At 66.8% G+C, this 22,270-nt stretch carries 20 protein-coding genes and 2 tRNA genes; 13 read left to right on the top strand and 9 right to left on the bottom strand.

Annotated elements, in window-relative coordinates; all coding sequences use genetic code 11:
* Positions 1-30 precede the first annotated feature (30 nt).
* Positions 31-106, top strand: a tRNA-Glu gene (locus tag DBV10_RS18665).
* 53 nt (positions 107-159) lie between these two features.
* Positions 160-236, top strand: a tRNA-Asp gene (locus DBV10_RS18660).
* A gap of 206 nt (positions 237-442) precedes the next feature.
* Here the strand turns inward: DBV10_RS18660 and DBV10_RS18655 are convergent.
* A complete protein-coding gene (locus DBV10_RS18655; protein ID WP_124515100.1) occupies positions 443-1,321 on the bottom strand; it encodes a LysR family transcriptional regulator in 879 nt (292 codons plus the stop codon).
* A 75-nt stretch (positions 1,322-1,396) separates the two neighbouring features.
* Between DBV10_RS18655 and DBV10_RS18650 the strand changes: the two genes are divergently transcribed.
* Both DBV10_RS18650 and DBV10_RS18645 read left to right on the top strand, forming a co-directional pair.
* Positions 1,397-2,032 carry a GNAT family N-acetyltransferase gene (locus DBV10_RS18650; protein WP_124515099.1) on the top strand — a complete coding sequence of 212 codons (636 nt, stop codon included), beginning with the start codon at positions 1,397-1,399 and terminating at the stop codon, positions 2,030-2,032.
* 11 nt (positions 2,033-2,043) lie between these two features.
* Complete coding sequence (locus DBV10_RS18645) at positions 2,044-3,300, top strand: MFS transporter (protein ID WP_124515098.1); 1,257 nt, start codon at positions 2,044-2,046, stop codon at positions 3,298-3,300.
* 126 nt (positions 3,301-3,426) lie between these two features.
* Here the strand turns inward: DBV10_RS18645 and DBV10_RS18640 are convergent, their stop codons facing one another.
* The 3 genes from DBV10_RS18640 to DBV10_RS18630 all read right to left on the bottom strand — a co-directional run bounded on the left by DBV10_RS18640 (position 3,427) and on the right by DBV10_RS18630 (position 6,254).
* Complete coding sequence (locus DBV10_RS18640; RefSeq protein WP_124515097.1) at positions 3,427-4,185, bottom strand: 3-hydroxyacyl-CoA dehydrogenase; 759 nt, start codon at positions 4,183-4,185, stop codon at positions 3,427-3,429.
* Positions 4,186-4,322: 137 nt separating this feature from the next.
* Positions 4,323-5,375, bottom strand: coding sequence for an extracellular solute-binding protein (locus DBV10_RS18635; protein ID WP_124515096.1), 1,053 nt, complete (start codon positions 5,373-5,375; stop codon positions 4,323-4,325).
* 330 nt (positions 5,376-5,705) lie between these two features.
* Positions 5,706-6,254: a phasin family protein gene (locus DBV10_RS18630; RefSeq protein ID WP_124515095.1), complete on the bottom strand. Its 549-nt coding sequence runs from the start codon at positions 6,252-6,254 to the stop codon at positions 5,706-5,708.
* Positions 6,255-6,453: 199 nt separating this feature from the next.
* Here DBV10_RS18630 and DBV10_RS18625 point away from each other — a divergent pair, with 199 nt between their 5' ends.
* From DBV10_RS18625 to DBV10_RS18585, 9 genes are all read left to right on the top strand, one after another.
* Complete coding sequence (locus DBV10_RS18625; protein WP_124515094.1) at positions 6,454-7,392, top strand: histone deacetylase; 939 nt, start codon at positions 6,454-6,456, stop codon at positions 7,390-7,392.
* Positions 7,389-7,880: a thioesterase family protein gene (locus tag DBV10_RS18620; RefSeq protein ID WP_124515093.1), complete on the top strand. Its 492-nt coding sequence runs from the start codon at positions 7,389-7,391 to the stop codon at positions 7,878-7,880. The genes DBV10_RS18625 and DBV10_RS18620 overlap by 4 nt, the downstream gene beginning before the upstream one ends.
* A 172-nt stretch (positions 7,881-8,052) precedes the next feature.
* Positions 8,053-9,273 (top strand): nicotinate phosphoribosyltransferase, encoded by a 1,221-nt coding sequence (gene pncB, locus DBV10_RS18615; RefSeq protein WP_124515092.1) that lies wholly within the window; start codon positions 8,053-8,055, stop codon positions 9,271-9,273.
* Between the two features lie 73 nt (positions 9,274-9,346).
* A complete protein-coding gene (locus DBV10_RS18610; protein ID WP_124515091.1) occupies positions 9,347-10,759 on the top strand; it encodes a sodium:proton antiporter in 1,413 nt (470 codons plus the stop codon).
* Positions 10,760-10,916: 157 nt separating this feature from the next.
* Positions 10,917-11,906, top strand: a complete 990-nt coding sequence (locus DBV10_RS18605) for a D-glycerate dehydrogenase (protein WP_124515090.1) — start codon at positions 10,917-10,919, stop codon at positions 11,904-11,906.
* A gap of 72 nt (positions 11,907-11,978) precedes the next feature.
* Positions 11,979-13,703 carry a DNA recombination protein RmuC gene (gene rmuC / locus DBV10_RS18600; protein WP_124515089.1) on the top strand — a complete coding sequence of 575 codons (1,725 nt, stop codon included), beginning with the start codon at positions 11,979-11,981 and terminating at the stop codon, positions 13,701-13,703.
* On the top strand, positions 13,700-14,899 hold the full coding sequence (locus DBV10_RS18595; RefSeq protein ID WP_124515088.1) for an MFS transporter: 1,200 nt from the start codon (positions 13,700-13,702) through the stop codon (positions 14,897-14,899). The genes rmuC and DBV10_RS18595 overlap by 4 nt, the downstream gene beginning before the upstream one ends.
* 51 nt (positions 14,900-14,950) lie before the next feature.
* Entirely contained in the window at positions 14,951-16,288 is a 1,338-nt protein-coding gene (locus tag DBV10_RS18590) for a surface lipoprotein assembly modifier (RefSeq protein WP_124515087.1), read from the top strand.
* Positions 16,289-16,350: 62 nt separating this feature from the next.
* The gene (locus DBV10_RS18585) at positions 16,351-17,313 is read left to right on the top strand and encodes a FecR domain-containing protein (RefSeq protein ID WP_199740179.1); all 963 of its coding nucleotides are present in this window, start codon (positions 16,351-16,353) and stop codon (positions 17,311-17,313) included.
* Between the two features lie 61 nt (positions 17,314-17,374).
* On the opposite strand, the gene DBV10_RS18580 is transcribed toward DBV10_RS18585, so the two are convergent.
* From DBV10_RS18580 to DBV10_RS18560, 5 genes are all read right to left on the bottom strand, one after another.
* Entirely contained in the window at positions 17,375-18,238 is an 864-nt protein-coding gene (locus tag DBV10_RS18580) for a TIGR00730 family Rossman fold protein (protein WP_124515086.1), read from the bottom strand.
* A 127-nt stretch (positions 18,239-18,365) separates the two neighbouring features.
* Entirely contained in the window at positions 18,366-18,749 is a 384-nt protein-coding gene (gene crcB / locus DBV10_RS18575; RefSeq protein WP_124515085.1) for a fluoride efflux transporter CrcB, read from the bottom strand.
* Positions 18,750-19,025: 276 nt separating this feature from the next.
* Positions 19,026-20,330, bottom strand: a complete 1,305-nt coding sequence (locus DBV10_RS18570; RefSeq protein WP_124515084.1) for a TRAP transporter large permease — start codon at positions 20,328-20,330, stop codon at positions 19,026-19,028.
* Between the two features lie 21 nt (positions 20,331-20,351).
* Positions 20,352-20,861 carry a TRAP transporter small permease gene (locus DBV10_RS18565; RefSeq protein WP_124515083.1) on the bottom strand — a complete coding sequence of 170 codons (510 nt, stop codon included), beginning with the start codon at positions 20,859-20,861 and terminating at the stop codon, positions 20,352-20,354.
* 27 nt (positions 20,862-20,888) lie between these two features.
* Positions 20,889-21,872 carry a TRAP transporter substrate-binding protein gene (locus DBV10_RS18560; protein WP_124515082.1) on the bottom strand — a complete coding sequence of 328 codons (984 nt, stop codon included), beginning with the start codon at positions 21,870-21,872 and terminating at the stop codon, positions 20,889-20,891.
* Between the last annotated feature and the right edge of the window lie 398 nt (positions 21,873-22,270).

Here is a 22,270-nt window from a genome sequence, read left to right as displayed (position 1 = left end):
AAGTCCGATAACGGTTAGTTCCAAGGTTTTGACCCCATCGTCTAGAGGCCTAGGACATCACCCTTTCACGGTGAGTACCGGGGTTCGAATCCCCGTAGGGTCGCCAAGTTTGTAGCACTTGGCTTGTATTGATAAATGCAAGCGAAAAGCTGCCTGCCAGGAGTGGTAGTTCAGTTGGTTAGAATACCGGCCTGTCACGCCGGGGGTCGCGGGTTCGAGTCCCGTCCACTCCGCCAGTTTGTTTGTGTCGCCATATTTTTGGCGGTATGAAAAGCAGATCCAAGGACTGCAGCATGTTGTGCTGCAGTCCTTTTTTCTTTTCCGCTCCGAATCGGTAGAATCACTGTGGGGAGGCGCGGTTTCATTCGTGCCATGGCATACCGGCCGCACAGCGGCCTTGCTTTTCTGCGATACCAGCCCACCGGGGCACCCCGTGGGCGATTTACTTCAATGCCCGCAGCGCGGCCATCGTTTCGCGCAGCCCCAGATGCAGCCGCTTGTCGCGGCGCACCACCATGGCCAGTGTCCGACGCAGCGCAGGGGACAGCGGCCGCACTTCCAGCGTGTTGCGGTGCTCTTCGCGCACGGCCATGCCAGGCAACACGGCGCAGCCCAGGCCCGCCGCGACCAGTTCCTTGATGGCTTCCACGCTCCCCAGTGACATGGCGGGCTGCAGCGCCACGCCGGCGCGGGCGAACCAGGCGTCGGCAATGCGACGGGTTTGCCCGCCAGGTTCGTAAAGCAGTACGGGGTGGCGAGCCAGGTCCTTGGCCCTGACCCGCGCTGGCAGCGCCGTGCCCTGCGGCGCGATGGCGACAAACGCATCGTCCAGCAGGGGCGTCACTTCGAGCATGCGCCCGCTGGCCGGCAGGGTGACCAGGCCCAGGTCCAGTGTGTTGTCTTCCACCGCCTGAACGATGTCGGCCGTGTTGCCCGTGCTCACTGTGATGTCGAGGCCCGGAAAACGCTGCCGAAGCGATCGCAGCACCGGTGGCAGCAAAAAGATGCAGGCCGTGGCGCCGGTGCCCAGGCGCACGCGGCCCGTGGCGCCATCGGCATGCCGGGAGACGGCGGCGATGGCCTCGGACACCGCAGCGTCGATGCGGCCGACATGCGCGAGCAACTCGGCGCCTGCCGCCGTGGGGCGCAGTGTCCGGCCGACACGCTCGATCAAAACGGTGCCCAAGCGCCTTTCCAGCTGGCGCACTTGCAGGCTGACAGCGGGTTGGGTCAGGTCCAGGCGCTGCGCTGCGGCAGAAAAGCTGCCCATCTCCATGGCGGTGGCGAAGCCATGAAGCTGATCGAGGTTGATGCGTTCCATGGCAAAGAATTTCTCATACTTTGCATAAATGGAGAAAGCTTCTTTTATAAAAAGAACGCGGCCACACTGGCGGCCATGTTGACCTTCGCACCACCTTCCCCGGCCGCCCACGTCGGCGCATCCTCCGTCCACCCTCTGCGTTCTGCGGGCCATGCGCCCCATGTGCCTCCCGTGCGCCTTGCGGACCCGGCCGACCTGCCCGCCATCCAGGTGCTGTACGCCCACCATGTGCTGCAGGGCCTGGCTTCGTTCGAGGAAATTCCGCCGGATGTGGACGAACTGCGTGCGCGGCTGGCGGCCGTGCAGGCGGCCGGCCTGCCGTATCTTGTGGCCGAGATCGATGGCCAGGTGGTGGGTTTTGCCTATGCGTCGCTGTACCGGGCGCGGTCGGCGTACCGCCACACCGTGGAGGACTCCGTGTACGTGGCCCCGGGCTGGGCAGGGCGAGGCATTGGCGCGGCGCTGCTGGGCGAAGTCATCCGGTGGTGCGAGGCGGGGCCCTGGCGCCAGATGCTGGCGGTGGTGGGGCAGGGCGACGAGAATGCCGGCTCGATGGCTCTGCACGAGCGCATGGGTTTCGAGCGCATCGGTGCGTTGCGCTCGGTCGGTTTCAAGAAGGGGCGCTGGCTGGACACCGGGCTCATGCAACGCCCGCTGGGGGCCGGGAGCGCCACCTTGCCGGTGTCCATCCCGGTGGGCCAGCCAAGGTGAGCGGCCTGTCCATGCCGCCCGCCACGGAAGCCGCAGCAAGGGCGCAAGGGCCGGGCCTGCCCCGCCGCGTGGTGCTGTGCCTGAGTGCCTCGCAGTTCATCTGCTGGGGAATCTCGTACTACTTGGTGGGGGCCATCGGAGAGTTCATTATTCGGGACACGGGCTGGAGCCGCACGCTGGTGTACGGCGGCTTTGCCGGCGCCTTGCTGGTGATGGGCGGGGTGTCGGGCGCCGCCGGCGGCTGGGTGGACCGCTGGGGTGGGCGTGGCGCCATGGTGGCGGGCTCGCTGCTGCTGGTGGCGGGCTGTGTGGGCATCGCGGTTGCGCAGGGGGTGTGGTCGTACTGCGGCGCGTGGGCGGTGATGGGCCTGGCCATGCGGCTGACGCTGTATGACGCAGCGTTTGCCACGCTGGCCCATTTGGCGGGCCCGCGCGCGCGGCGGCCCATGGCGCAGGTCACGCTGCTGGGCGGGCTGGCCTCCACCGCTTTCTGGCCCTTGGGGCATGTGCTGGCCGATGCGCTGGGGTGGCGCGGCGCGGTGCTGGTGTATGCGGTGCTGGCATGTTGCACCGTGCTCTTGCACCTGGGCATTCCACGCCGCTCCGCAGGCCTGCAGCGGGCCCCACAGGTGCAGACTGTGCTGCCCGCAGAGGTTGGGCCACTGGCCCGCACCGCAGCACAGCGCGCACTGGCCGGCACGCTGTTTGCCACGCTGACCACCCTGGTGAATTTCCTGAATGCGGGCATGTCGGCGCACATGGTGGGCCTGCTGGCAGGGTTGGGGCTTGCACTGCCGCTGGCCGTGGGCGTGGCATCGCTGCGCGGGGTCGGCCAGTCATCGGCGCGCCTGGCGGAGGTGCTCTGGGGTGCGCAGGTGTCCCCCTTGGTGCTGGGCGCACTGGCGTCGCTGCTGCTTCCGGCGGCGGTTCTGGCGGGCCTGTGGTCGGGGCAGGCGCTGGCCGCTGCGTGGGGGTTCGCGCTCGCCTACGGGGCGGGCAACGGCCTGTTGACCATCACCCGTGGCACCTTGCCGCTGGTGCTGTTCGATCACCGCAGCTATGGCGCCTGTGTGGGGTGGCTGGTGGCGCCGGGTTTCCTGCTTTCGGCGGGCGCCCCGGTGGTGTACGCCATGCTGATCGATCATGCAGGGGCCGCCGCAGCGATGTGGCTGTCGGTCGGGGTGGCGGCGCTGGCGGGCGCTGCGGCCTGGGTGCTGTGGCTGTGCTTTGCGCCGCGAGGCGGCCGCGCACAGGCTGGGGCTGGATGAGGGGTCGCAGCGGACAAGGCTGCGCTCCAGGAAAAAAGCCCTGGGGCAGGCCCAGGGCTTGAATACGAGAAAAAAGGCCGCCAGCGCTTGATGAACAAGCGCAAGATGCTATAAATTAGATAGCAATCACCGGGGGGCCAGGCGGATCGCACCGTCCAGGCGGATCACCTCGCCGTTGAGCATGTCATTCTCGAAAATGTGCTGTACGAGCTTGGCATAGTCCTGCGGCGTGCCCAGGCGGCTGGGGAAGGGCACGCCCGCGGCCAGAGCGTCCTGCACTTCCTGGGGCATGCCGAACAGCATGGGCGTGCCGAAAATGCCGGGGGCGATGGTCATGTTGCGGATGCCGTTGCGCGCCAGGTCGCGGGCGATGGGCAGGGTCATACCCACCACGCCGCCCTTGGAGGCCGAATAGGCTGCCTGGCCGATCTGGCCGTCGTAGGCCGCCACGCTGGCGGTGGAGATCAGTGCGCCGCGTTCGCCCGTGGCCTCGGGCTCGTTCTTGCCCATGGCCTCGGCCGCCAGGCGGATCATGTTGAAGCTGCCGATCAGGTTGACCGTGATGGTCTTGCTGAACAGGGCCAGCGCATGGGCGCCGTTCTTGCCCACGGTCTTTTCGGCAGGCGCGATGCCGGCACAGTTGACCAGGCCCATCAGCTTGCCCAGGGACACGGCCTTGGCCACGACGGCCTGGCCGTCGGCTTCATTGCTGACGTCGCACTTCACGAAGGCGCCACCGATGTCCTTGGCCACGGCTTCGCCTTTTTCGGCCTGCATGTCGGCAATGACGACGGTGCCGCCCTGGGCGGCCAGCATGCGTGCCGTGCCTTCGCCCAGGCCCGATGCGCCGCCGGTGACGATGAATACCTTGCCCTTGATTTCCATGAGTGCCTCCAGTAAGTGACGTTAACGTAAACGTCAATTATGGCCGATGTGGAATTGCGGGCGCAAAAAAAGCAGCCCGGCGGGGCCGGGCTGCTGGGGCTGGCACAGGGGCCAGAAGAGGGCGGTGGCCGCAGCGTTTACTGGAAGCCCACGCGGTCCAGCATCTGCTGCACCTTGGTCACGTTGGCGCCCACGGCGCTGATCGGAATGGTCTCGCTCTTGAACGGCTTGCCGCCGGTCATGGCCTTGAGGGCCGGGTTGTCCAGCGCCACGCCCTTGGCGGCAGGCCATTCGTTGTTGCCATTGGCGAAGTAGTTCTGGGCTTCGGGGCTGGCCAGGTATTCCAGGAACTTGACGGCGTTGGCCTGGTTCTTGGAGTTCTTGGCGACGGCGCCGCCCGCGATGTTCAGGTGCGTACCCCAGGATTCCTGGTTGGGGAACACCACGCCCACCTTGTTCACCACGGCCACGTCTTCGGGCTTGTTGCTGCGCATCATGCGCGCCAAGTAGTAGGTGTTGGTGACGGCGATGTCGCATTCGCCAGCCGCCACGGCCTTGATCTGGTCGGTGTCGCCGCCCTTGGGAGGGCGGGCCAGGTTGGCCACCATGCCCTTGAGCCAGGCTTCGGCCTTTTGTTCGCCCAGGTGCTCGGTCACCGCGCCAAACAGGCTCAGGTTGTAGGGGTGCGAGCCGGAGCGGATGCACAGCTTGCCCTTGTTCTTGGGGTCGCCCAACTCCTCGTAGGTGTCCACATCCGCCTTGTCCACCTTGATCTTGTTGTAGACGATCACGCGGGCGCGGGTGGACAGGCCATACCAGGCGATGCTGCCGTCGGCCGTGGGGGTGCTGCGCAGGTTGGCGGGGATGGCGTCGTTCAGCACTGGGGACTTGATGGGCTGGAACAGGCCATCGACCTCGCCCTTGTACAGGCGGGCGGCGTCCACCAGCAGGATCACATCGGCCGGGGAGGCCGTGCCCTCGGCCTTCAGGCGGGCCAGGATGCCTGCGTCGTCCGCATCCACGCGGTTGATCTTGATGCCGGTGGCCTTGGTGAAGCCGGTGTACAGGGCTTCGTCGGTGGAGTAGTGGCGGGCCGAGTAGAGGTTCACCACCTGTTCCTGGGCATGGACGGCGCCTGCGGCGGCGGCCAGGGCACAAACGCTCAGCAAGGCTTTCACAGTCTTCGACATGGATGCATCTTTCGGGGTTGTTACTGCCCCCAATGATAAAGCAAACGCGAATTATTCTTAATAAATGCCGGGACCGGGAATGGAATTCCAAGGGGGCGGCTTGATGCAGCGCAAGGGGCGGGGGGAGGCGCCGGCGCTGGCCGGCCGGGCAAAAAAAAGCCCAGTCGTAAAACCGGGCTTTAAAAGGATCCCTGAAACGGGGGTTTCGAGAGGATCCAAGGAGACAACTCGCGCGCTGCACACGGGGTTTGTGTTGCAGCGCATGGATGGATTATCAGGGTATTCCCTGAATGCGGCCTAGAGGTTGCACTCCAGACCGCCATATCCCGATCAGCGCTTGCGGGGCGCAGCCGTCTTGGCGGCGTTGGCAGCGGTGCTGGCCACGGCGTTGAAGTTGGCTTCGGCCACATCCGACGCTTGCTTGACGGCCTTTTGCACGGATTCGAAAGCGTTGTTGGCGGCAGAGACGGCGCTCTTCATCACGGCCACGGCGGTTTCGGAACCGGCGGGGGCGTTCTTGGCGGCGCTGTCCACCAGGTTGGTGAAGGCCTTTTGCGCGTCGGTGGCTTGCGATTCGAACGCCTTGCCGAATTCGGCGCCGGTGCCCGAGGCGATGTCGTACAGGTGGCGGCTGTAGGCAGCGGTCTTTTCAGCCAGGGGCTGGAACAGGCCGGCTTGCAGGGCCAGCAGTTCTTGTGCGTCCTTCACACCCAGCACGGCTTGCGTGTGGGTGGCGGCTTCCGACAGGGCGGCGCGCGAGGCGGTCACGTTCAGTTCCACCAGCTTTTCCACGCCTTCGAAGGCCTTGGTCGTCAGACCGAACAGGGTTTCGATGTTGGCTTTGTGCGAGGCCAGGATTTGTTCAGCGGTCAGCGTCATGTCATATCTCCTAAAAATGGGACCCAGAGGGCCAGGGTGGCTTACAGACATCTGCGCTGACCTTGACCCGGTAGAGTCATGTTGCAGTGCAGCATGGTTTGAATTTTAGGGACTTGCTGCGGTATTGCAAGGATTTTTTGTTGCGCTGCAGTAAATTAGGCACAACGCCCCAGAAAGCCTGGCTTGCCACAATCGCGTCATGCATGCCTATTACGCCGACCACTTTGTTCTGCCCCTGCCCGAAGGGCACCGTTTTCCCATGGCCAAGTACCGCATGCTGCGCGACCGGATTGCACAGCAGTTGGCGGGCGTGCAGCTGCAGGTGGCGCAGCCTGCGGGCGATGACGACCTGGCGCTGGCCCATACCCCGGGATACATCGGGGCGATTGCGCAGGGCACGCTGCCAGCCCCCGCGCAGCGTGAGATCGGCTTTCCCTGGAGCGAGGCCATGGCCGAGCGGGCACGGCGCTCGGTGGGGGCCACGGTGGCGGCCAGCCGCCAGGCCTTGCGTGACGGCGTGGCCGGCAACCTCGCGGGCGGCACGCACCATGCCTATGCGGACAAGGGCAGCGGGTTCTGCGTGTTCAACGATGTGGCCGTGGCCGCCCGGCGCATGCAGTCCGAGCATGCCGCAGCGCGGGGCTGGGGCGCCCCGCCGCTTTCGGTGGCCGTGATCGACCTGGACGTGCACCAGGGCAATGGCACGGCGCATATCTTCCAGGGCGATGACAGTGTGTTCACGCTGTCGCTGCACGGTGCGCGCAATTTCCCCTTCCGCAAGGAGGCGGGGGACCTGGATGTGGAGCTGCCCGACGGCTGCGCGGACGAGGAATACCTGCACGCGCTGGACGAAGCCTTGGCGGTGCTGGACCAGCGCTGCACCCCCGGCCTGGTGTTCTACCTGGCCGGGGCCGACCCGCACGAGGGCGATCGCTTGGGGCGCCTGGCCGTGACCCACGATGGCCTGGAGGCGCGTGACCGGCGCGTGTTCGACTGGGCCTGGCAGCGGCGGATTCCGCTGGCCTTTGCGATGGCCGGTGGCTACGGCAATGATCTGGAGGACACGATCCAGGCCCAGCTCACCACCTGGCGCGTGGCCTGGCAGTACCACCAGCGCTGGCAGAATGTGCGGCCATGACCTCTGCCGCCAGCACCCCGTCCGCCGCGCCTTCTGCTCCTTCCGCACCGGCCCGTCCGGCCCCGCAGCCGCGCAGCGCCTACCGCGTGTTCCGCCCCATCACCACCCGCTGGGCCGACAACGATGTGTATGGCCATGTGAACAACGTCGTGTACTACAGCTGGTTCGACACGGCGGTGAATGCGCACCTGATCGACCAGGGCGTGCTCGACATCCACGCGGGGGCCACCATCGGCCTGGTGATCGAAACCCAGTGCAACTACTTCGCATCCCTGGCGTTTCCGCAGACCGTGGAGGCTGGCATCCGCGTGGCGCGCCTGGGGGGCTCCAGCGTGCGCTACGAGGTGGGCCTGTTTGCGCAGGGCGAGCCGCTCACCGCCGCCGCCGGCCATTTCATCCACGTGTATGTGGACCGCGAGACGCGCCGGCCCGTGCCCGTGCCCGAGGCCCTGCGCACCGTGCTGCAGGCCCTGGTGGTACCGGGTTGATGCCCATAGCCCCGGTGCAATGGATTTGATAGCGCGGGGCCCGGGCTGAATACCCGCTGACGCCATGGGCTGCGCCCGGCGCAAGGCGCCCCGATGGCCTACACTTTGCGGCTTTGTTGCCTGGCCCGTGGCCTGGGGATCGCGTGGGCGGTTTCCAAGGCTTGCCCCGTCCATGATCATCACCAGCCTGCTCGACACCGACCTGTACAAGTTCACCATGATGCAGGTGGTGCTGCACCAGTTTCCGGGGGCGCAGGTCGAATACCGCTTCAAGTGTCGCAACCCTGGCGTGCAGCTGGCGCCGTTTGCCAACGAGATCCGTGACGAGATCCGCTCGTTGTGCAGCCTGCAGTTCCAGGACGCCGAGCTGACCTACCTGCGATCACTGCGCTTTATCAAGAGCGACTTCGTGGACTTCCTCGGGCTGTTCAAGCTCAACGAAAAATACATCACCGTCACGCCGCAGCACAACGGCGAGATCGACATCTCCATCCGCGGGCCCTGGCTGCACACTATCCTGTTCGAGATCCCGGTGCTGGCCATCATCAACGAGGTCTACTTCCGCAACACGCAGAAGGTGCCGGACTTCCCCGAGGGCCGCAAACGCCTGGATGCCAAGATCGCGCTGCTGCAGGGCGAAGGCCTGTCGGACCTCAAGATCGCCGACTACGGCACGCGCCGGCGCTTTTCCCGCGCGTGGCACGAGGAAGTGCTGCGCGTGCTGGTGGCCCGCCTGGGCACGGGCGACCGCCGTCCCGGCGCGCCGGCCGGCCCCGGCCAGTTTGCGGGCACGAGCAATGTGCTCTATGCCATGAAGCTGGGCGTGACGCCGCTCGGGACCATGGCGCACGAGTATTTGCAGGCCTGCCAGGCGCTGGGGCCGCGCCTGCGTGACAGCCAGGTGTTCGGCTTTGAAATGTGGGCCAAGGAATACCGGGGCGACCTGGGCATTGCGCTGTCGGATGTGTACGGCATGAGCGCCTTCCTGCGCGACTTCGACCTGTATTTCTGCAAGCTGTTCGATGGCGCGCGCCACGACAGCGGCGACCCGTTTGCCTGGGGCGAGCGCCTCTTGGCGCATTACCGCAAGAACCGCGTCGATCCGCTCACCAAGACGCTGATCTTCAGCGACGCGCTCACGATCCCGCGCACCATCGAGCTGTACCAGCAGTTCCGCGGGCGCTGCCAGCTCGCCTTCGGCATCGGCACCAACCTGACCAACGATCTGGGCAGCCCGCCCGCGCACGAGCCGCTGCAGGTCGTCATCAAGATGACGCGCTGCAATGACCAGCCCGTGGCCAAGCTGTCGGACACGCCCGGCAAGGGCATGTGCGATGACGAGGCCTACCTGGCCTACCTGCGGCAGGTGTTTGAGATCCCCGCGCCGGCATGAGCCCCTGCGTGCCCTGGCGCCTGTGGATGGATGCGCCCCCGATTTTCTGAAAAAAGTGATGGAGACAAGAACCATGAAATTTTCGCGCGGGCTGGCTGGTGCCGGCCTCCTGGCCGCACTGCCCGGCATGGCCATGGCGGCCGATATCGATGGCGGCGCGCTGTCGGTGCTGTGGGGCGTGCCGTTTGCCGGCATCCTGCTGTCGATTGCCCTCATGCCACTGCTGGCGCCCATCTTCTGGCACCACCACTTTGGCAAGGTGGCGGCGGGCTGGGCGCTGGCGTTTTTGCTGCCGTTTGCCGTGGTGTTCGGGCCCGGTGCGGCAGGGGCCAGCTTTGTGCATGCGCTGGTGGCTGAGTACATTCCCTTCGTCATCCTGCTCACCGCGCTGTTCACCGTGGCGGGCGGCATCTACATCCGGGGCAACCTGCGCGGCAGTCCGGTGCTCAACACGGCCATCCTCGCCATTGGGGCGGTGCTGGCCAGCGTCATGGGCACCACGGGCGCATCCATGCTGCTGATCCGTCCGCTGATCCGTGCCAACGACAACCGCAAGCATGTGGCGCATGTGGTGGTGTTCTTCATCTTCATCGTCTCCAACGCCGGGGGCTCGCTCACCCCGCTGGGCGACCCGCCGCTGTTCCTGGGCTTCCTGAAGGGGGTGGATTTTTTCTGGACGGTGAGCCACATTTTCCCCGAGACCCTGTTCCTCGTGGGCGCACTGCTGGTGATCTTCTTTGTGCTGGATTCCTGGTACTACCACCGCCGTGAAGAAGTGCTCAAGGTAGACCCCACGCCCACCACCAAATCCATCGGCTTTGACGGCAAGGCCAACTTTGCGTTGCTGGGCGTGGTGGTGGCGCTGGTGCTGCTCAGCGGCCTCTGGAAGTCTTCCGTGTCGTTCACCATCGCCGGGGCCGAGGTGGGCCTGCCCGGCATCGTGCGCGATGTGGGCCTGATCCTGGTGGCGCTGGTGTCGCTGCGCGTCACCCCGAAAAAAGTGCATGAGGACAACCAGTTCAGCTGGGGCCCCATGCAGGAAGTGGCCAAGCTGTTTGCCGGCATCTTCCTCACCATCATCCCGGTGATCGCCATGCTCAAGGCCGGCGTCAACGGTCCGTTCGGCGCCGTGGTGGCGGCGGTGACGCGGCCCGATGGCACGCCCGACCCGGCCATGTACTTCTGGGCCTCGGGCCTGCTCAGCTCCTTCCTTGACAACGCACCGACCTACCTGGTGTTCTTCAACACGGCGGGCGGCGACCCGGCCACGCTCATGACCACGCTGGCCCCCACGCTGGCGGCCATCTCGGCGGGCTCGGTGTTCATGGGGGCCAACTCCTACATCGGCAATGCGCCCAACATGATGGTCAAGGCCATTGCCGAAGACCGGGGCGTGAAGATGCCCAGCTTCTTCGGCTACATGCTGTGGTCGGGGGGCATCCTGGTGCCGCTGTTTGTCGTCATGACCTTCATCTGGTTCAAATGAGAGTCCCCCTGAGTCGCTTCGCGCCATCCCCCAAGGGGGACGCCCCCAGTGCGGCGGGGCGGCCCTTGCACGGGGGCGCTGGCATGGCCCCGCGCCAGTTGCCTGGACTGTGCGCGCAAAGTTGTAGACAAGTCATCGATATGGAGAACGCCCGCTCATGAGCAAGCCCCGCATCCTGGTCGCCCGCGCGATCTTCCCCGACATCGTGGACCGCCTGCGCCAGCACTTCGAGGTGGAGGCCAACCCCGAAGACGTGATCTGGACGCCGGCCGAGCTGGCCGAGCGCCTGGCCGACAAGGACGGCGCCTTCACCACCGGCAGCCAGCGCATCGACGCGCCGCTGCTGGCGGCGGCGCCGCGCCTGCGCATCGTGGCCAACATGGCCGTGGGCTACAACAACTTCGACGTGGACGCCATGACCGCCGCTGGCGTGCAGGGCACCAACACGCCCGACGTGCTGACCGAGACCACGGCCGACTTCGGCTTTGCGCTCTTGATGGCCACGGCCCGCCGCATGACCGAAAGCGAGCATTACCTGCGCGCCGGCCAATGGACCAAGTGGAGCTATGACATGTTCGCCGGCAGCGACATCCACGGCAGCACGCTGGGCATCATCGGCATGGGGCGCATCGGGCAGGGCATTGCCCGGCGCGGCGCACACGGCTTTGGCATGAAGGTGGTCTACCACAACCGCTCGCGCCTGCCTGCTGCGCTGGAGGCAGAGTGCAAGGCGCGCTATGTGGGCAAGGAAGAGCTGCTGCGCACCGCCGACCATGTGGTGCTGGTGGTGCCCTACACCCCGGCATCGCACCACACCATCGGCGCGGCAGAGCTGGCGCTGATGAAGCCCACGGCCACGCTGGTCAACATTGCGCGCGGCGGCATCGTGGACGACGCGGCCCTGGCCGTGGCCCTGCGCGAGCAGCGCATCGCGGCGGCGGGCCTCGACGTGTTCGAGGGCGAGCCCAGCGTGCACCCCGACCTGCTCGCCGTGCCCAACGTGGTGCTCACACCCCACATCGCCAGCGCCACGGTGCCCACGCGCCGCGCCATGGCCAACCTGGCGGCGGACAACCTGATCGCCTTCTTCGAGGGGCGAGGGCCGCTCACGCCGGTGAACCAGCCCCAGGCCGGGTTGCGGGGCTAGGTTTTTGAACAAAATGGGCCGTTACCGCGCGACGGATAAGCGGTAGAAGCTATCAAAACAATAGTAAATACCTTGACTACCGATACGCTTGTCTTGCTGGCCGCTTGGGCCTTGGTGGTGGTGCTCGTGGGCCTTGTGCTGCTGCGCCGCCCGCGTGTGGAGCTGCCTGCCGAGTGGCTGGCGCGCCTGCAGTCGCTGGAGGCCACGGCCCAGGCCACGCAGCTGGCCGTGGCCCGCAACGACGGCGCCATGGAAGCGATGGCGAAACAGCTCTCGGGCTTCACGCAGGCCACGCAGCACCAGCTGGAGGCCCTGCGCGGCGCGGTGGACGAGCGGCTGGCCCAGGCTGTGGGCGAGTCCCGCACGGGCCGCGCCGAACTGCTGGCGGCCTTTGGTGCGTTCGAGGCCAAGCTGGAGCAGCGCCTGGCCCAGGGCCAGGCCGAGGCCGCTTTGGCGCGCAAGGAGCTGTCCGATGCCCTGGCCGCCTTCCGCGCCGAGCTCACGCAGACCGCGCAGTCGCTCGCGTCCGACAGCCAGCGCTCGCGCGAGGCACTGGCCGAAAGCACGCAGCTGTTCGAGCAGCGCATCCAGGAGCGCTTCGAGGCCCTGTCGGCTGCCACGCGCGGCACGCTCGACTCGCTCAAGACCGACATCCAGACGCAGCTGGGCGCCGTGTCCGCCGCGCTGAAAGACCAGCTCGAAGCCAACGGCAACCAGATCCGCAACCAGTTCTCGGTGCTGCAGGATGCGGTCTCGCAGCAGCTCACGGGCATGGTGCAGGGCAGCCAGCACAACGCCGAGCAGCTGCGCAACGCGCTCAACGAACGCCTGGCCGCCATCCAGGCCGACAACGCCACCAAGCTCGAAGAAATGCGCCGCACCGTGGACGAAAAGCTCCACGCCACGCTGGAGCAGCGCCTGGGCGAATCCTTCAAGCTGGTGAGCGACCGGCTCGAACAGGTGCACAAGGGCCTGGGCGAGATGCAGACCCTGGCGGGCAGCGTGGGCGACCTGAAGCGCGTGATGACCAACGTGAAGTCGCGCGGCACCTGGGGAGAAATGCAGCTCGGGGCCATTATCGACAACGTGCTCACGCCCGAGCAGTTCGCGCGCAACGTCAAGACGGTGCCGGGCAGCGATGAACTGGTCGAATTTGCGATCCGCCTGCCGGGCAAGAACGACGAGCACCCGGTGTGGCTGCCCATCGACTCCAAGTACCCCGTGGAGCAGTACCAGCGCCTGCTGGATGCGCAGGACGCGGCCGACAAGGCCGCCATCCTGTCGGCGGGCAATGCGTTCGAGACCTCGATCAAGCTCGAAGCCAAGAAGATCTTCGCCAAGTACGTCTCGCCCCCGCACACCACCGACTTTGCCGTGCTGTACCTGCCCACCGAAGGCCTGTTTGCCGAGGTGATGCGCCGCCCTGGCCTGGTCGAAGCGGTGCAGAACGACTGCCGCGTGATGATCACCGGCCCGGCCAACCTGGCGGCCATGCTCAACAGCCTGCAGATGGGCTTCAAGACGCTGGCGATCGAGAAGCGCTCGTCCGAGGTGTGGAGCCTTTTGGGCATGGTCAAGACCGAGTTCGCCAAGTTTGGCGATGTGGTCGAGGCCACCAAGAAATCCATCGACGCCGCCGCCAAGAAGTTTGACGAGGTGGGCGTGCGCACCCGCGCCATCCAGCGCAAGCTGCGCGATGTGCAGGAGCTGCCCGCACCCGATGCGGCGCGCGCCCCGCTGGCAGGCGCTCGCACGGCAGCCTTGCCCGGGCTGGACCCCGAGGACGATCTGCCGTGACCGGGACACTGGCCCGGTTGATTGCTGGCCAGGTCTGCGTGCATGCCAGCATGGCCGGCATGCGCCTGGCTGCACCGCTGCTGGCGCTGCGCGAGGGCCACAGTGCGGCGGCCGTGGGCCTGCTGGTGGCGCTGTTTGCACTCACGCAGGTGTTTCTGGCCCTGCCTGCGGGCCGGTACGCCGACCGCCACGGGCTCAAGCGCCCGGTGGCCTATTCGGTGGCCGTGGCGTGTGTGGGCGTGGGGTTGGCGGTGGTGTTTCCCACCTTTTCCGTGCTGTGCGTTTCTGCGTTGATGACCGGTGCTGCCGCGGGGGGCGCCACGATTGCGGTGCAGCGCCACGCGGGCCGGGCGGTGCACGATGCCACCGAACTCAAGCAGGTGTTCAGCTGGCTGTCCATCGGCCCGGCGGTGTCCAACTTCATCGGTCCGTTTGCGGCCGGGCTGGCCATCGACCTGGCGGGCAGCGCTCCGGGCAGCCTGGAGGGCTACCGTGCGGCGTTTGCGCTGCTGGCGCTGCTGCCCCTGCTCAGCTGGTTCTGCGTACGGGGGGTGCATGAGCTGCCGGCTGTGGCCGCAGCCGCAGGTGGCGCCGCCAGCGGCCCGCCCCAGCGGGCCTGGGATCTACTGGGCGATGCGCCGTTTCGGCGCCTGCTCGTCGTCAACTGGCTGATCTCCTCCTGCTGGGATGTGCACGCCTTCGCCGTGCCGCTGCTGGGGCATGAGCGCGGGCTGTCGGCGGCCGTCATCGGCACCATTTTTGGCGCGTTTGCGATTGCAGCCACCGTGATCCGCGTGTTGATGCCCTTTTTCGCCAAGCGCCTGCGCGAGCAGGCTGTGATGGCGGTGGCCATGCTGGTGACGGCCGTGCTGTTTGCGGTGTACCCGTTGCTGCACAGCGCCTGGGCCATGGGCCTGTGCTCGGTGCTGCTGGGCCTGGCGCTGGGCACGGGGCAGCCCATGGTGATGAGCCTGCTGCACCAGATCACGCCCTCGCACCGCCAGGGCGAGGCGCTGGGCCTGCGGCTGATGGCCATCAACGCGTCCAGCGTGCTGATGCCGCTCATGTTCGGGTCGGCGGGGGCCGTGATTGGGGTGAGCGGCCTGTTCTGGGCCGTGGGCGCGGCAGGCCTGGGCGGTTCGCGGCTCGCGTGGCGCATTGCAGACAGGGTTCCCAAGGAGTCCCAAAAAGCGTAAACAGGTGTAAATTGCCTCCATCCGTCTGCGGGTTCCAAGAGGGGGGCTGTCATGTACCTTCGATTCTGGTCACGGCGCGTGTTGCCATGGTGCCTGGCTTCGGCGCTGGGCGCGGGCCTGCCCTCTGTGGCATGGGCCGACGAGGTGGTCCAGCAGGCCACCGCCCTGGTGCGCCAGGGGCAGGCCTTGCAGGCCTTTCAACTGCTCGATGCGCACGAGGCCCAGCGCGCGGGCGACCCCGTCTTCGATGCCGCTATGGGCGACGCGGCGCATGCCGCAGGCCAGTACACGCGCGCTATCCTGGCCCGTGAGCGGGTGCTGGCGGCCGAGCCCGGCAACCTGGCTGCCCAGGTGGCGCTGGGGCAGTCCCTGCAGGCGGTGGGCGACCGCCGGGGCGTGCTGGCCCTGCCGCCCGAAGCGCGGGCCCTGCTGGTCCCCGTGGATGCGGGGCATACCCTCGATCAGTTCCTGTATTCCTACGACCGCCCGGAGTATGGCGGCCGCTCTTCGCTCAAGGGCTATGTGGAGCTGGGCGTGGGGCACGACTCCAACGCCAATGCCGCCCCGGTGGTGAGCGAGCTGCAGTCCCCGGTGGCGGGCACACCGCCCTGGGCCCTGTTGCCCGAGGCGCGGGCCACATCGGGCCGCTACGTGGTGGCGCAGGGCGGGCTGCGGGGCCGGGCGGTGATCAATTCGCGCTGGTCCGTGGTGGGCACGGCGCTCGCGGCCACGCGCCACTACGGGGGCCAGGCCGACCGGTTTGACCACACGGCCCTGGATGGCGCCTTGGGCATGGCCTGGCGGGCCGAGCGGCACGAGGTGATTGTCTCGGGGCAGGGCTCGTACTACGCACTCGACGGCGCGCGCCTGCGCACCATGGGCGGTGTGCTGGGCGAGTGGATCTACCGCATCGACGGGTTCCGGCAGTGGGGCAGCTTTTTGCAGGTGCTGGAGGTGCGCTACCCGGGGCAGGAGTTGCGCAATGTGCGGCGCAGCGTGGTGGGCACCTCGTACTCGCACCTGCTGCGCAATGGCGCCTCGGCCTACGCGGGCGTGTATGGCGGGCGCGAACAGCCCAAGGCCAGCAATGCCGATCCGCTGGGGCACCACCTGTGGGGTGTGCGCGTGGGCGGGCAGTGGCCGCTGGCGCCCCAGTGGGCCGTGTTTGCCAGCGCCGACTGGGAGCACCGGCGCTACGGTGGGCCAGACCCGTTTTTTGCCGTGACGCGCACGGATCGCCAGGCCCAGGTGGCGCTGGGCCTGAGCTGGACCCCGGCACCGGGCTGGCGCGTGACGCCGCAGTGGCAGCTCACGCGCAATGCCTCCACGCTGCCGATCACCGACTATGAGCGGCGGGTGTTTTCCATCCTTGTGCGCCGGGAGTTCTGAATGCGGCCACATCCCTGGGGTTTCGCTGCGACACCGTGGACGTGCACACCGTGGAGGTGCTTATGACATCCGACCAAAAACGCGCCCGGCTGGCGCTGCTGATGGGCATGGTGGCGGCCTGGCCACTCACCGGGCTGGCGGCCGCCGGGCTGGTGCAGTTCACGGCCGGCGATGTGCAGCTGCGCCGGGGCGACAACCTGTCGCGCCTGGCCAAGGGGGCCGAGCTCGATGGTGGCGACGTGGTGCTCACGGGCAGCGAGGGGCGGGCGCAGATCCGCTTTTCGGACGGGGGGCTGGTGGCCCTGTACCCGGGCTCGCAATTCACCGTGACCCGCTATGCCGACGGCGCGGGCACGGGCGAAGACCATTTCGTGGTCCACCTGCTGCGCGGCGGCATGCGCGCGCTCACGGGGCTGATCGGCAAGCGCAACCCCGCCAGCTACAAGGTGGTCACGCCCACGGCGGTGGTGGGCATCCGGGGCTCGGCTTTCATGCTGGCCATCGATGCCAACGGCCAGGTGCTGGTGTCGGGTGAGCAGGACGAGATTGAGGTGTGCACCCAGGCGGGCTGCGTGGGCGTGACGGCCGGCGAGGCCGTGCTGGTGCTGTCCGACCAGGAGCTGCCGGTGTATACCCACACCCGCGCCTTGCTGCCGGTGCCCGGGCTGCCGACCCCGATGCTGGTGGGTGAGCAACTGGACGTGCAGGGGCGCCGCGCGTTTGTGTACATGGTGCCGGCGCCCACCCCGGCACCGATCCCGGTGGCACCACCGCCGCCCGTGACCGCACCGCCACCACCGGTGCCGGTGGCGCCGCCACCGCCGGTGGACGACTACCAACCCCCGGCGCCGACCCCGCCGCCACCCACGCGGCCCACGGCACCCCCGCCTCCGGCCACCACGGCGCCACCGCCCACGACCACGGCACCTCCGCCGCCCACGGTGCGGCCGCCGTTCGTGTTCATCCCGGTGCTGCCCATCATCCTGCTGCCCCCGCCACCGCCGCCACCCCCGGTGATCCGGTAGCGGCCGGGGGGGCGCGGTGCCACGCCGTGGCGGCTGGCCCGGCGCGGCGTTGGCCGTCACCTTACAGCTGGTAGAACGCGCGGATCAGGTCCCAGGCTTCCTGCGGGTCATCGGTGTAGTGGAAGAGTTTGAGGTCCTGCGCCGAGATCGTGCCTTCTTCCACCAGCACATCGAAATTGATCAGGCGCTTCCAGTAGTCCACGCCACACAGCACGATGGGCACGGGCTTGGCCTTGCCCGTTTGCACCAGGGTCAGCACCTCGAACAGCTCGTCCAGCGTGCCAAAGCCGCCGGGGAAGGCCACCAGCGCCTTGGCACGCATCATGAAGTGCATCTTGCGCAAGGCGAAGTAGTGGAACTTGAAGCTCAGCGAGGGGGTGATGTAGCGGTTGCCGCTTTGTTCATGTGGCAGGGCGATGTTCAGACCCACGTTGGGGGCCCCGATGTCGTGGGCGCCCCGGTTGGCGGCTTCCATGATGCCGGGGCCGCCGCCCGTGCAGATGTAGAGGCGGTCTGCCGGGCGCTGGCGCTCGCTGTATTCCGCCACCAGCTGGGCGAACTGCCGTGCAAGATCGTAGTAGCGGGCGTTGCGCACCGCGAGCTTGGCGCGCACGATCTGTGTTGCCTCTCCCGCTGCTTCAGCGGCTTTGAGTGCTTGCTCGGCATCTTCCGGGGCCATGAAGCGGGCACTGCCAAAGACCACGATGGTGTTTTCGATGCCTTGCTCGGTCTGGCCCAGGTCGGGCTTGAGCATCTCCAGCTGAAAGCGGATGCCACGGGTTTCGCGGCGGAACAGGAATTCGGGGTCGGCAAAGGCCATGCGGTAGGCGTCGGCCTGCAGGGGGTTGCCATTGGTGGCGTGGGCGTGAAGTTCCGCCCAGGCATCGGCCAGGCGGCGTTCGTTGAGTTGGGTGTTGGATTCCATGGCAGGACTCGCGGATAGGTCGGTGGATGGAGAAAGGAGGGGGCGGCGCAGGCCGTTGCCGGTGGGGCGGGCTACTGGAGCAGTATGGCGTTGTTTTGTGACGTGATGGCTTGCTGGCGCCCAGGGGTCAAGCGCGTGACGCTATGAAATACGAAGCACTTTGCATGCCAAGCACCGTGAGGCCCAGCGAGCCCAGCAGGTGCAGCGCGGTGGTGCCCAGCGCCATCGCGTAGCGCTGCACCATCAGCATCTCGACCACCTCGGCCGAGAAGCTGGAAAACGTGGTGAGTGCGCCCAGGAAGCCCGTGACCAGGGCCAGCCGCCACACCGGGTCGAGCTGGGGCATGGCGTGGAACACGGCGACACACACGCCGATGAGGTAACCGCCCACCAGGTTGGCGGTGAGGGTACCCCAGGGAATCAGGCCCCCGGGGCTGAGCCACAGGCCCAGGCGCCAGCGCGCCAGCGCGCCCACACAGGCGCCGATGCAGATGGCAAGAACGTTCAACATCGGGCCATTGTCGCTGGATTTGAGGCCCCGGAATCGCCTCGCACCGTCCCCCGAGAGGCTGTTTCAATAGTCCGACGCGGGCGTGATCGCGGCTAAAAACGCGGGTCTGCGGCGTTGCAAATCCTCGCCGGGCCACCAGCCCGGCTCCGGTTTGCGCCTTGCATCCCCGCATTTTTAGTCGCGACTCGCCTTGCGCCGACTTTTAAAACAGCCTCTTAAAGCACAAAGCGGGGCGGCCTTGGTGGGGCCGCCCCGCTTTGTCTGTTGCAGGCTGGCTCAGCGCGCCGACATCTGCTGCGGCAGCCAGGTCACGATGCCGGGGAAGACGTAGATCAGGGCCACGGCGCCGCACATCAGCAAAAACATGGGCAGTGCCACCTTGGCAATCCAGGGCAGCTGGCGGCCTGTCATGCCTTGCAGCACGAACAAGTTGAAGCCCACGGGCGGGGTGATCTGCGCCATCTCGACCACCAGCACGATGAAGATGCCGAACCAGATGGTGTCGATGCCGGCCGCCTGCACCGTGGGCATGAGCACGCCCATGGTCAGCACCACCATCGAGATGCCGTCCAGGAAGCACCCGAGCACGATGTAGAAGATCGCCAGCGCTACGATGAGCTGGGCCTGGTTCAGGCCCAGCGAGGCAATCCATTCCGCCAGGTGGCGCGGCAGGCCGATGTAGCCCATGGCCAGCGTGAGGAAGGCGGCCCCCGCCAGGATCAGCGCGATCATGCAGTACAGGCGCGTGGCGCCCATCAGCGAGTCCTTGAAGGTGCCCCAGTTCATCGAGCCCTGCACGGCCGACAGCACGAGCGAACCCACCACGCCCACGGCCGCCGCCTCGGTGGCCGTAGCAAAGCCGGTGTAGATGCTGCCCAGCACGGCGGCAATCAGCAGCACCACGGGGATCAGGCTGCGCGACTCCGACAGCTTTTGCATGAAGCTCATGCGCACATCGGCGGCGGGCACCTGCTCGGGGTGGCGCAGTGCCCAGACCATGATGTAGCCCGAGAACAGCGCCGCCAGCAGGATGCCTGGCAGCACGCCGGCGATGAACAGCTGCGAGATCGAGACCTCGGCCGACACGCCATAGACGATCATGATGATCGAGGGCGGAATCAGCAGGCCCAGCGTGCTGGCCCCGGCCAGCGTGCCTACGACCATGTGCTCGGGGTAGCCGCGGCGCGTCAGCTCGGGCAGGGTCATCTTGCCGATGGTGGCGCAGGTGGCCGCGCTGGAGCCCGATACGGCAGCAAAGATGGTGCAACCCACCACGTTGGTGTGCAGCAGGCGGCCCGGCAGGGCCTGCACCCAGGGCGCGAGGCCCTTGAACATGTCCTGCGACAGGCGGGTGCGGAACAGGATTTCGCCCATCCAGATGAACAGGGGCAGGGCCGTGAGCGTCCAGCTGGAGGCGCTGCCCCAGATGGTGACGGCCATGGCATCGCCCGCAGGGCGCGCGGAAAACAGTTGCATGCCGATCCAGGCAACGCCGGAGAGGGTGAGCCCGATCCACACGCCGCTGCCCAAGATCAGGAACAGCGACAGTACGAGCAGGCCGGTAATGGCGAGATCACTCATGGTTGGTAGTGCCTGGTTGGTTCATTCATTGCGCAGGGCTTCGCCGGGATGGGCTTCGGTGCGTTGGCCCATCAGCTCCAGCACCAGCTCGTCGATGAAGGCGATGGCCAGGATCACCGTGCCCAGGGCCATGGCGATCTGGGGGATCCACAGCGGGGTGGCGTCGCTGCCGGTGGAGATGTCGTGGAACTCGTGCGACTGCCAGGCCAGCTTGCAGCTGTAGGCCGCAAACAGCAGGGCCAGCAGCGTGGCGATGGCCAGCGCCCAGACCTCGAACGCCTTCTTGGCGCCGCCCTTGAGGAAGTTCAGCAGCAGCGTGACGCGGATGTGTTCACCGCGCTTGAGCGTGTGGGCCAGTGCCAGAAAGCCGGTTGCGGCCATCAGGTAGCCCGCGTAGGCATCGGTGCCCGGCACATGGAAGTGGAACTGGCGGCTGATGACGGACAGCAGCACCATCCCCAGCAGTCCGACCATAAAAAGCGCCGCCAGGGCGGCGGCGCTGTCGTACAAGAAATCAAGCAGACGACGCATGGACAGGGTCTTCAGGGTCGTGTCCGCTTACTTGCGGTAGGCGTCGATCAGGGCCTTGCCTTCGGGGCCGGCCTTGTCCAGCCATTCCTTGAGCATGGTGTCGCCCACCTTGGCCATGTCGGCCTTCAATGCGGCGGGCGGGGTGGCCACGTCCATGCCGTTGGCCTTGAGCTTGGCCACGGTGTCGGTGTTGACCTTGGCGCTGTTGGCCCAGCCGCGTGCTTCTGCGTCAGCACCGGCCTTGAGCAGGGCTTCCTGCAGAGGCTTGTCCAGGGCGTCAAAGGCCTTCTTGTTCACCAGCACCGCATTCTTGGGCAGCCAGGCCTGGGTGTCGTAGTAGAACTTGAGGTGCTCGTAGAGCTTGCTGTCCACACCCGTGGCGCCCGAGGTCATGGTCGATTCGACCACGCCCGTGGCTAGGGCCTGCGAGAACTCGGCCGCCTGCACCGTCACGGGCTGTGCGCCCACCAGCTCGGCAATGCGCGCGGTGGCGGGGCTGTAGGCACGCCACTTGATGCCCTTGAGGTCGGCTGCGCTGGCCAGCGGCTTCTTGGTGTAGATGCCCTGCGGTGGCCAGGCCACGGTGTACAGCAGCACCATGCCTTGTTCGGCCAGCTTCTTTTCGAGGAAGGGCTTTTGCGCGGCGTAGAGCTTCTTGGAGGCGTCGTAGCTGTCGGCCAGGAAGGGCAGGCCATCCACGCCAAACAGCTGCCATTCGTTCTGGAAGTTGGCCAGCAGGATTTCGCCCATCTGCGCCTGGCCGCCTTGCACGGCGCGCTTGATTTCGGGGGCCTTGAACAGCGCGGCGTTGGCGTGCACCGTGATCTTGAACTTGCCGCCCGTGGCCTTGTCCACATCGCTCGCCAGCTGCGCCATGTTTTCGGTGTGGAAGTTGGTGGCCGGGTAGGCCGCCGCCAGGTCCCACTTGGTCTGGGCGAATGCCGAGGTGACAGACAGGCCCGCAGCCAAGGACAGGCCGAGTGCGGCGGTGGAGAAGATTCGACGCTTCATGAAATAGCTCCGCAAGGTTGGATGTAAGAGCCTGCTTACGGTCTCGCAAGGGATCGCGTTGGAGCGCAATCGGGATGAGTGGATGCTTCGGGTGCGCCGCATGGGCTCGTGCCCATGCAAGCAGCCGGGGCGTCCAATCACCCGATTTCGCTCCAACCCTTCGGGCAGTGGTCTTGGCGGGCGGTCTGCGGCGGAGCAAAGCTTGTGGATAGCCGGGCTATCCACTGCGCACCGCGCCTAGCATCCCACCCGCCAAGACCGCTGCGCGACCCTTGGGAGACCGTAAACAGGCTCTGATTACTGTATCGGAAGCCGACCCAATTGCGATAGGTGTTTTGCCTAAACGCTGACAAATTACCAACAAATTATCATCGACTTGCCTACAATATTTGCATGCA

The organism is Acidovorax sp. FJL06 (assembly GCF_003852545.1).
Lineage (GTDB): Bacteria > Pseudomonadota > Gammaproteobacteria > Burkholderiales > Burkholderiaceae_C > Acidovorax.
The sequence above is the reverse complement of the archived record's forward strand: the minus strand, read 5'-3'. Positions and strand labels throughout refer to the sequence as shown.

What these genes read in the sequence shown, in the direction of transcription:
- DBV10_RS18655 (WP_124515100.1), bottom strand. Translation starts at nt 1,321, where the DNA reads ATGGAACGCATCAACCTCGATCAGCTTCATGGCTTCGCCACCGCCATG.
- DBV10_RS18650 (WP_124515099.1), top strand. Translation starts at nt 1,397, where the DNA reads ATGTTGACCTTCGCACCACCTTCCCCGGCCGCCCACGTCGGCGCATCC.
- DBV10_RS18645 (WP_124515098.1), top strand. Translation starts at nt 2,044, where the DNA reads ATGCCGCCCGCCACGGAAGCCGCAGCAAGGGCGCAAGGGCCGGGCCTG.
- DBV10_RS18640 (WP_124515097.1), bottom strand. Translation starts at nt 4,185, where the DNA reads ATGGAAATCAAGGGCAAGGTATTCATCGTCACCGGCGGCGCATCGGGC.
- DBV10_RS18635 (WP_124515096.1), bottom strand. Translation starts at nt 5,375, where the DNA reads ATGTCGAAGACTGTGAAAGCCTTGCTGAGCGTTTGTGCCCTGGCCGCC.
- DBV10_RS18630 (WP_124515095.1), bottom strand. Translation starts at nt 6,254, where the DNA reads ATGACGCTGACCGCTGAACAAATCCTGGCCTCGCACAAAGCCAACATC.
- DBV10_RS18625 (WP_124515094.1), top strand. Translation starts at nt 6,454, where the DNA reads ATGCATGCCTATTACGCCGACCACTTTGTTCTGCCCCTGCCCGAAGGG.
- DBV10_RS18620 (WP_124515093.1), top strand. Translation starts at nt 7,389, where the DNA reads ATGACCTCTGCCGCCAGCACCCCGTCCGCCGCGCCTTCTGCTCCTTCC.
- pncB (WP_124515092.1), top strand. Translation starts at nt 8,053, where the DNA reads ATGATCATCACCAGCCTGCTCGACACCGACCTGTACAAGTTCACCATG.
- DBV10_RS18610 (WP_124515091.1), top strand. Translation starts at nt 9,347, where the DNA reads ATGAAATTTTCGCGCGGGCTGGCTGGTGCCGGCCTCCTGGCCGCACTG.
- DBV10_RS18605 (WP_124515090.1), top strand. Translation starts at nt 10,917, where the DNA reads ATGAGCAAGCCCCGCATCCTGGTCGCCCGCGCGATCTTCCCCGACATC.
- DBV10_RS18590 (WP_124515087.1), top strand. Translation starts at nt 14,951, where the DNA reads ATGTACCTTCGATTCTGGTCACGGCGCGTGTTGCCATGGTGCCTGGCT.
- DBV10_RS18585 (WP_199740179.1), top strand. Translation starts at nt 16,351, where the DNA reads ATGACATCCGACCAAAAACGCGCCCGGCTGGCGCTGCTGATGGGCATG.
- DBV10_RS18580 (WP_124515086.1), bottom strand. Translation starts at nt 18,238, where the DNA reads ATGGAATCCAACACCCAACTCAACGAACGCCGCCTGGCCGATGCCTGG.
- crcB (WP_124515085.1), bottom strand. Translation starts at nt 18,749, where the DNA reads ATGTTGAACGTTCTTGCCATCTGCATCGGCGCCTGTGTGGGCGCGCTG.
- DBV10_RS18570 (WP_124515084.1), bottom strand. Translation starts at nt 20,330, where the DNA reads ATGAGTGATCTCGCCATTACCGGCCTGCTCGTACTGTCGCTGTTCCTG.
- DBV10_RS18565 (WP_124515083.1), bottom strand. Translation starts at nt 20,861, where the DNA reads ATGCGTCGTCTGCTTGATTTCTTGTACGACAGCGCCGCCGCCCTGGCG.
- DBV10_RS18560 (WP_124515082.1), bottom strand. Translation starts at nt 21,872, where the DNA reads ATGAAGCGTCGAATCTTCTCCACCGCCGCACTCGGCCTGTCCTTGGCT.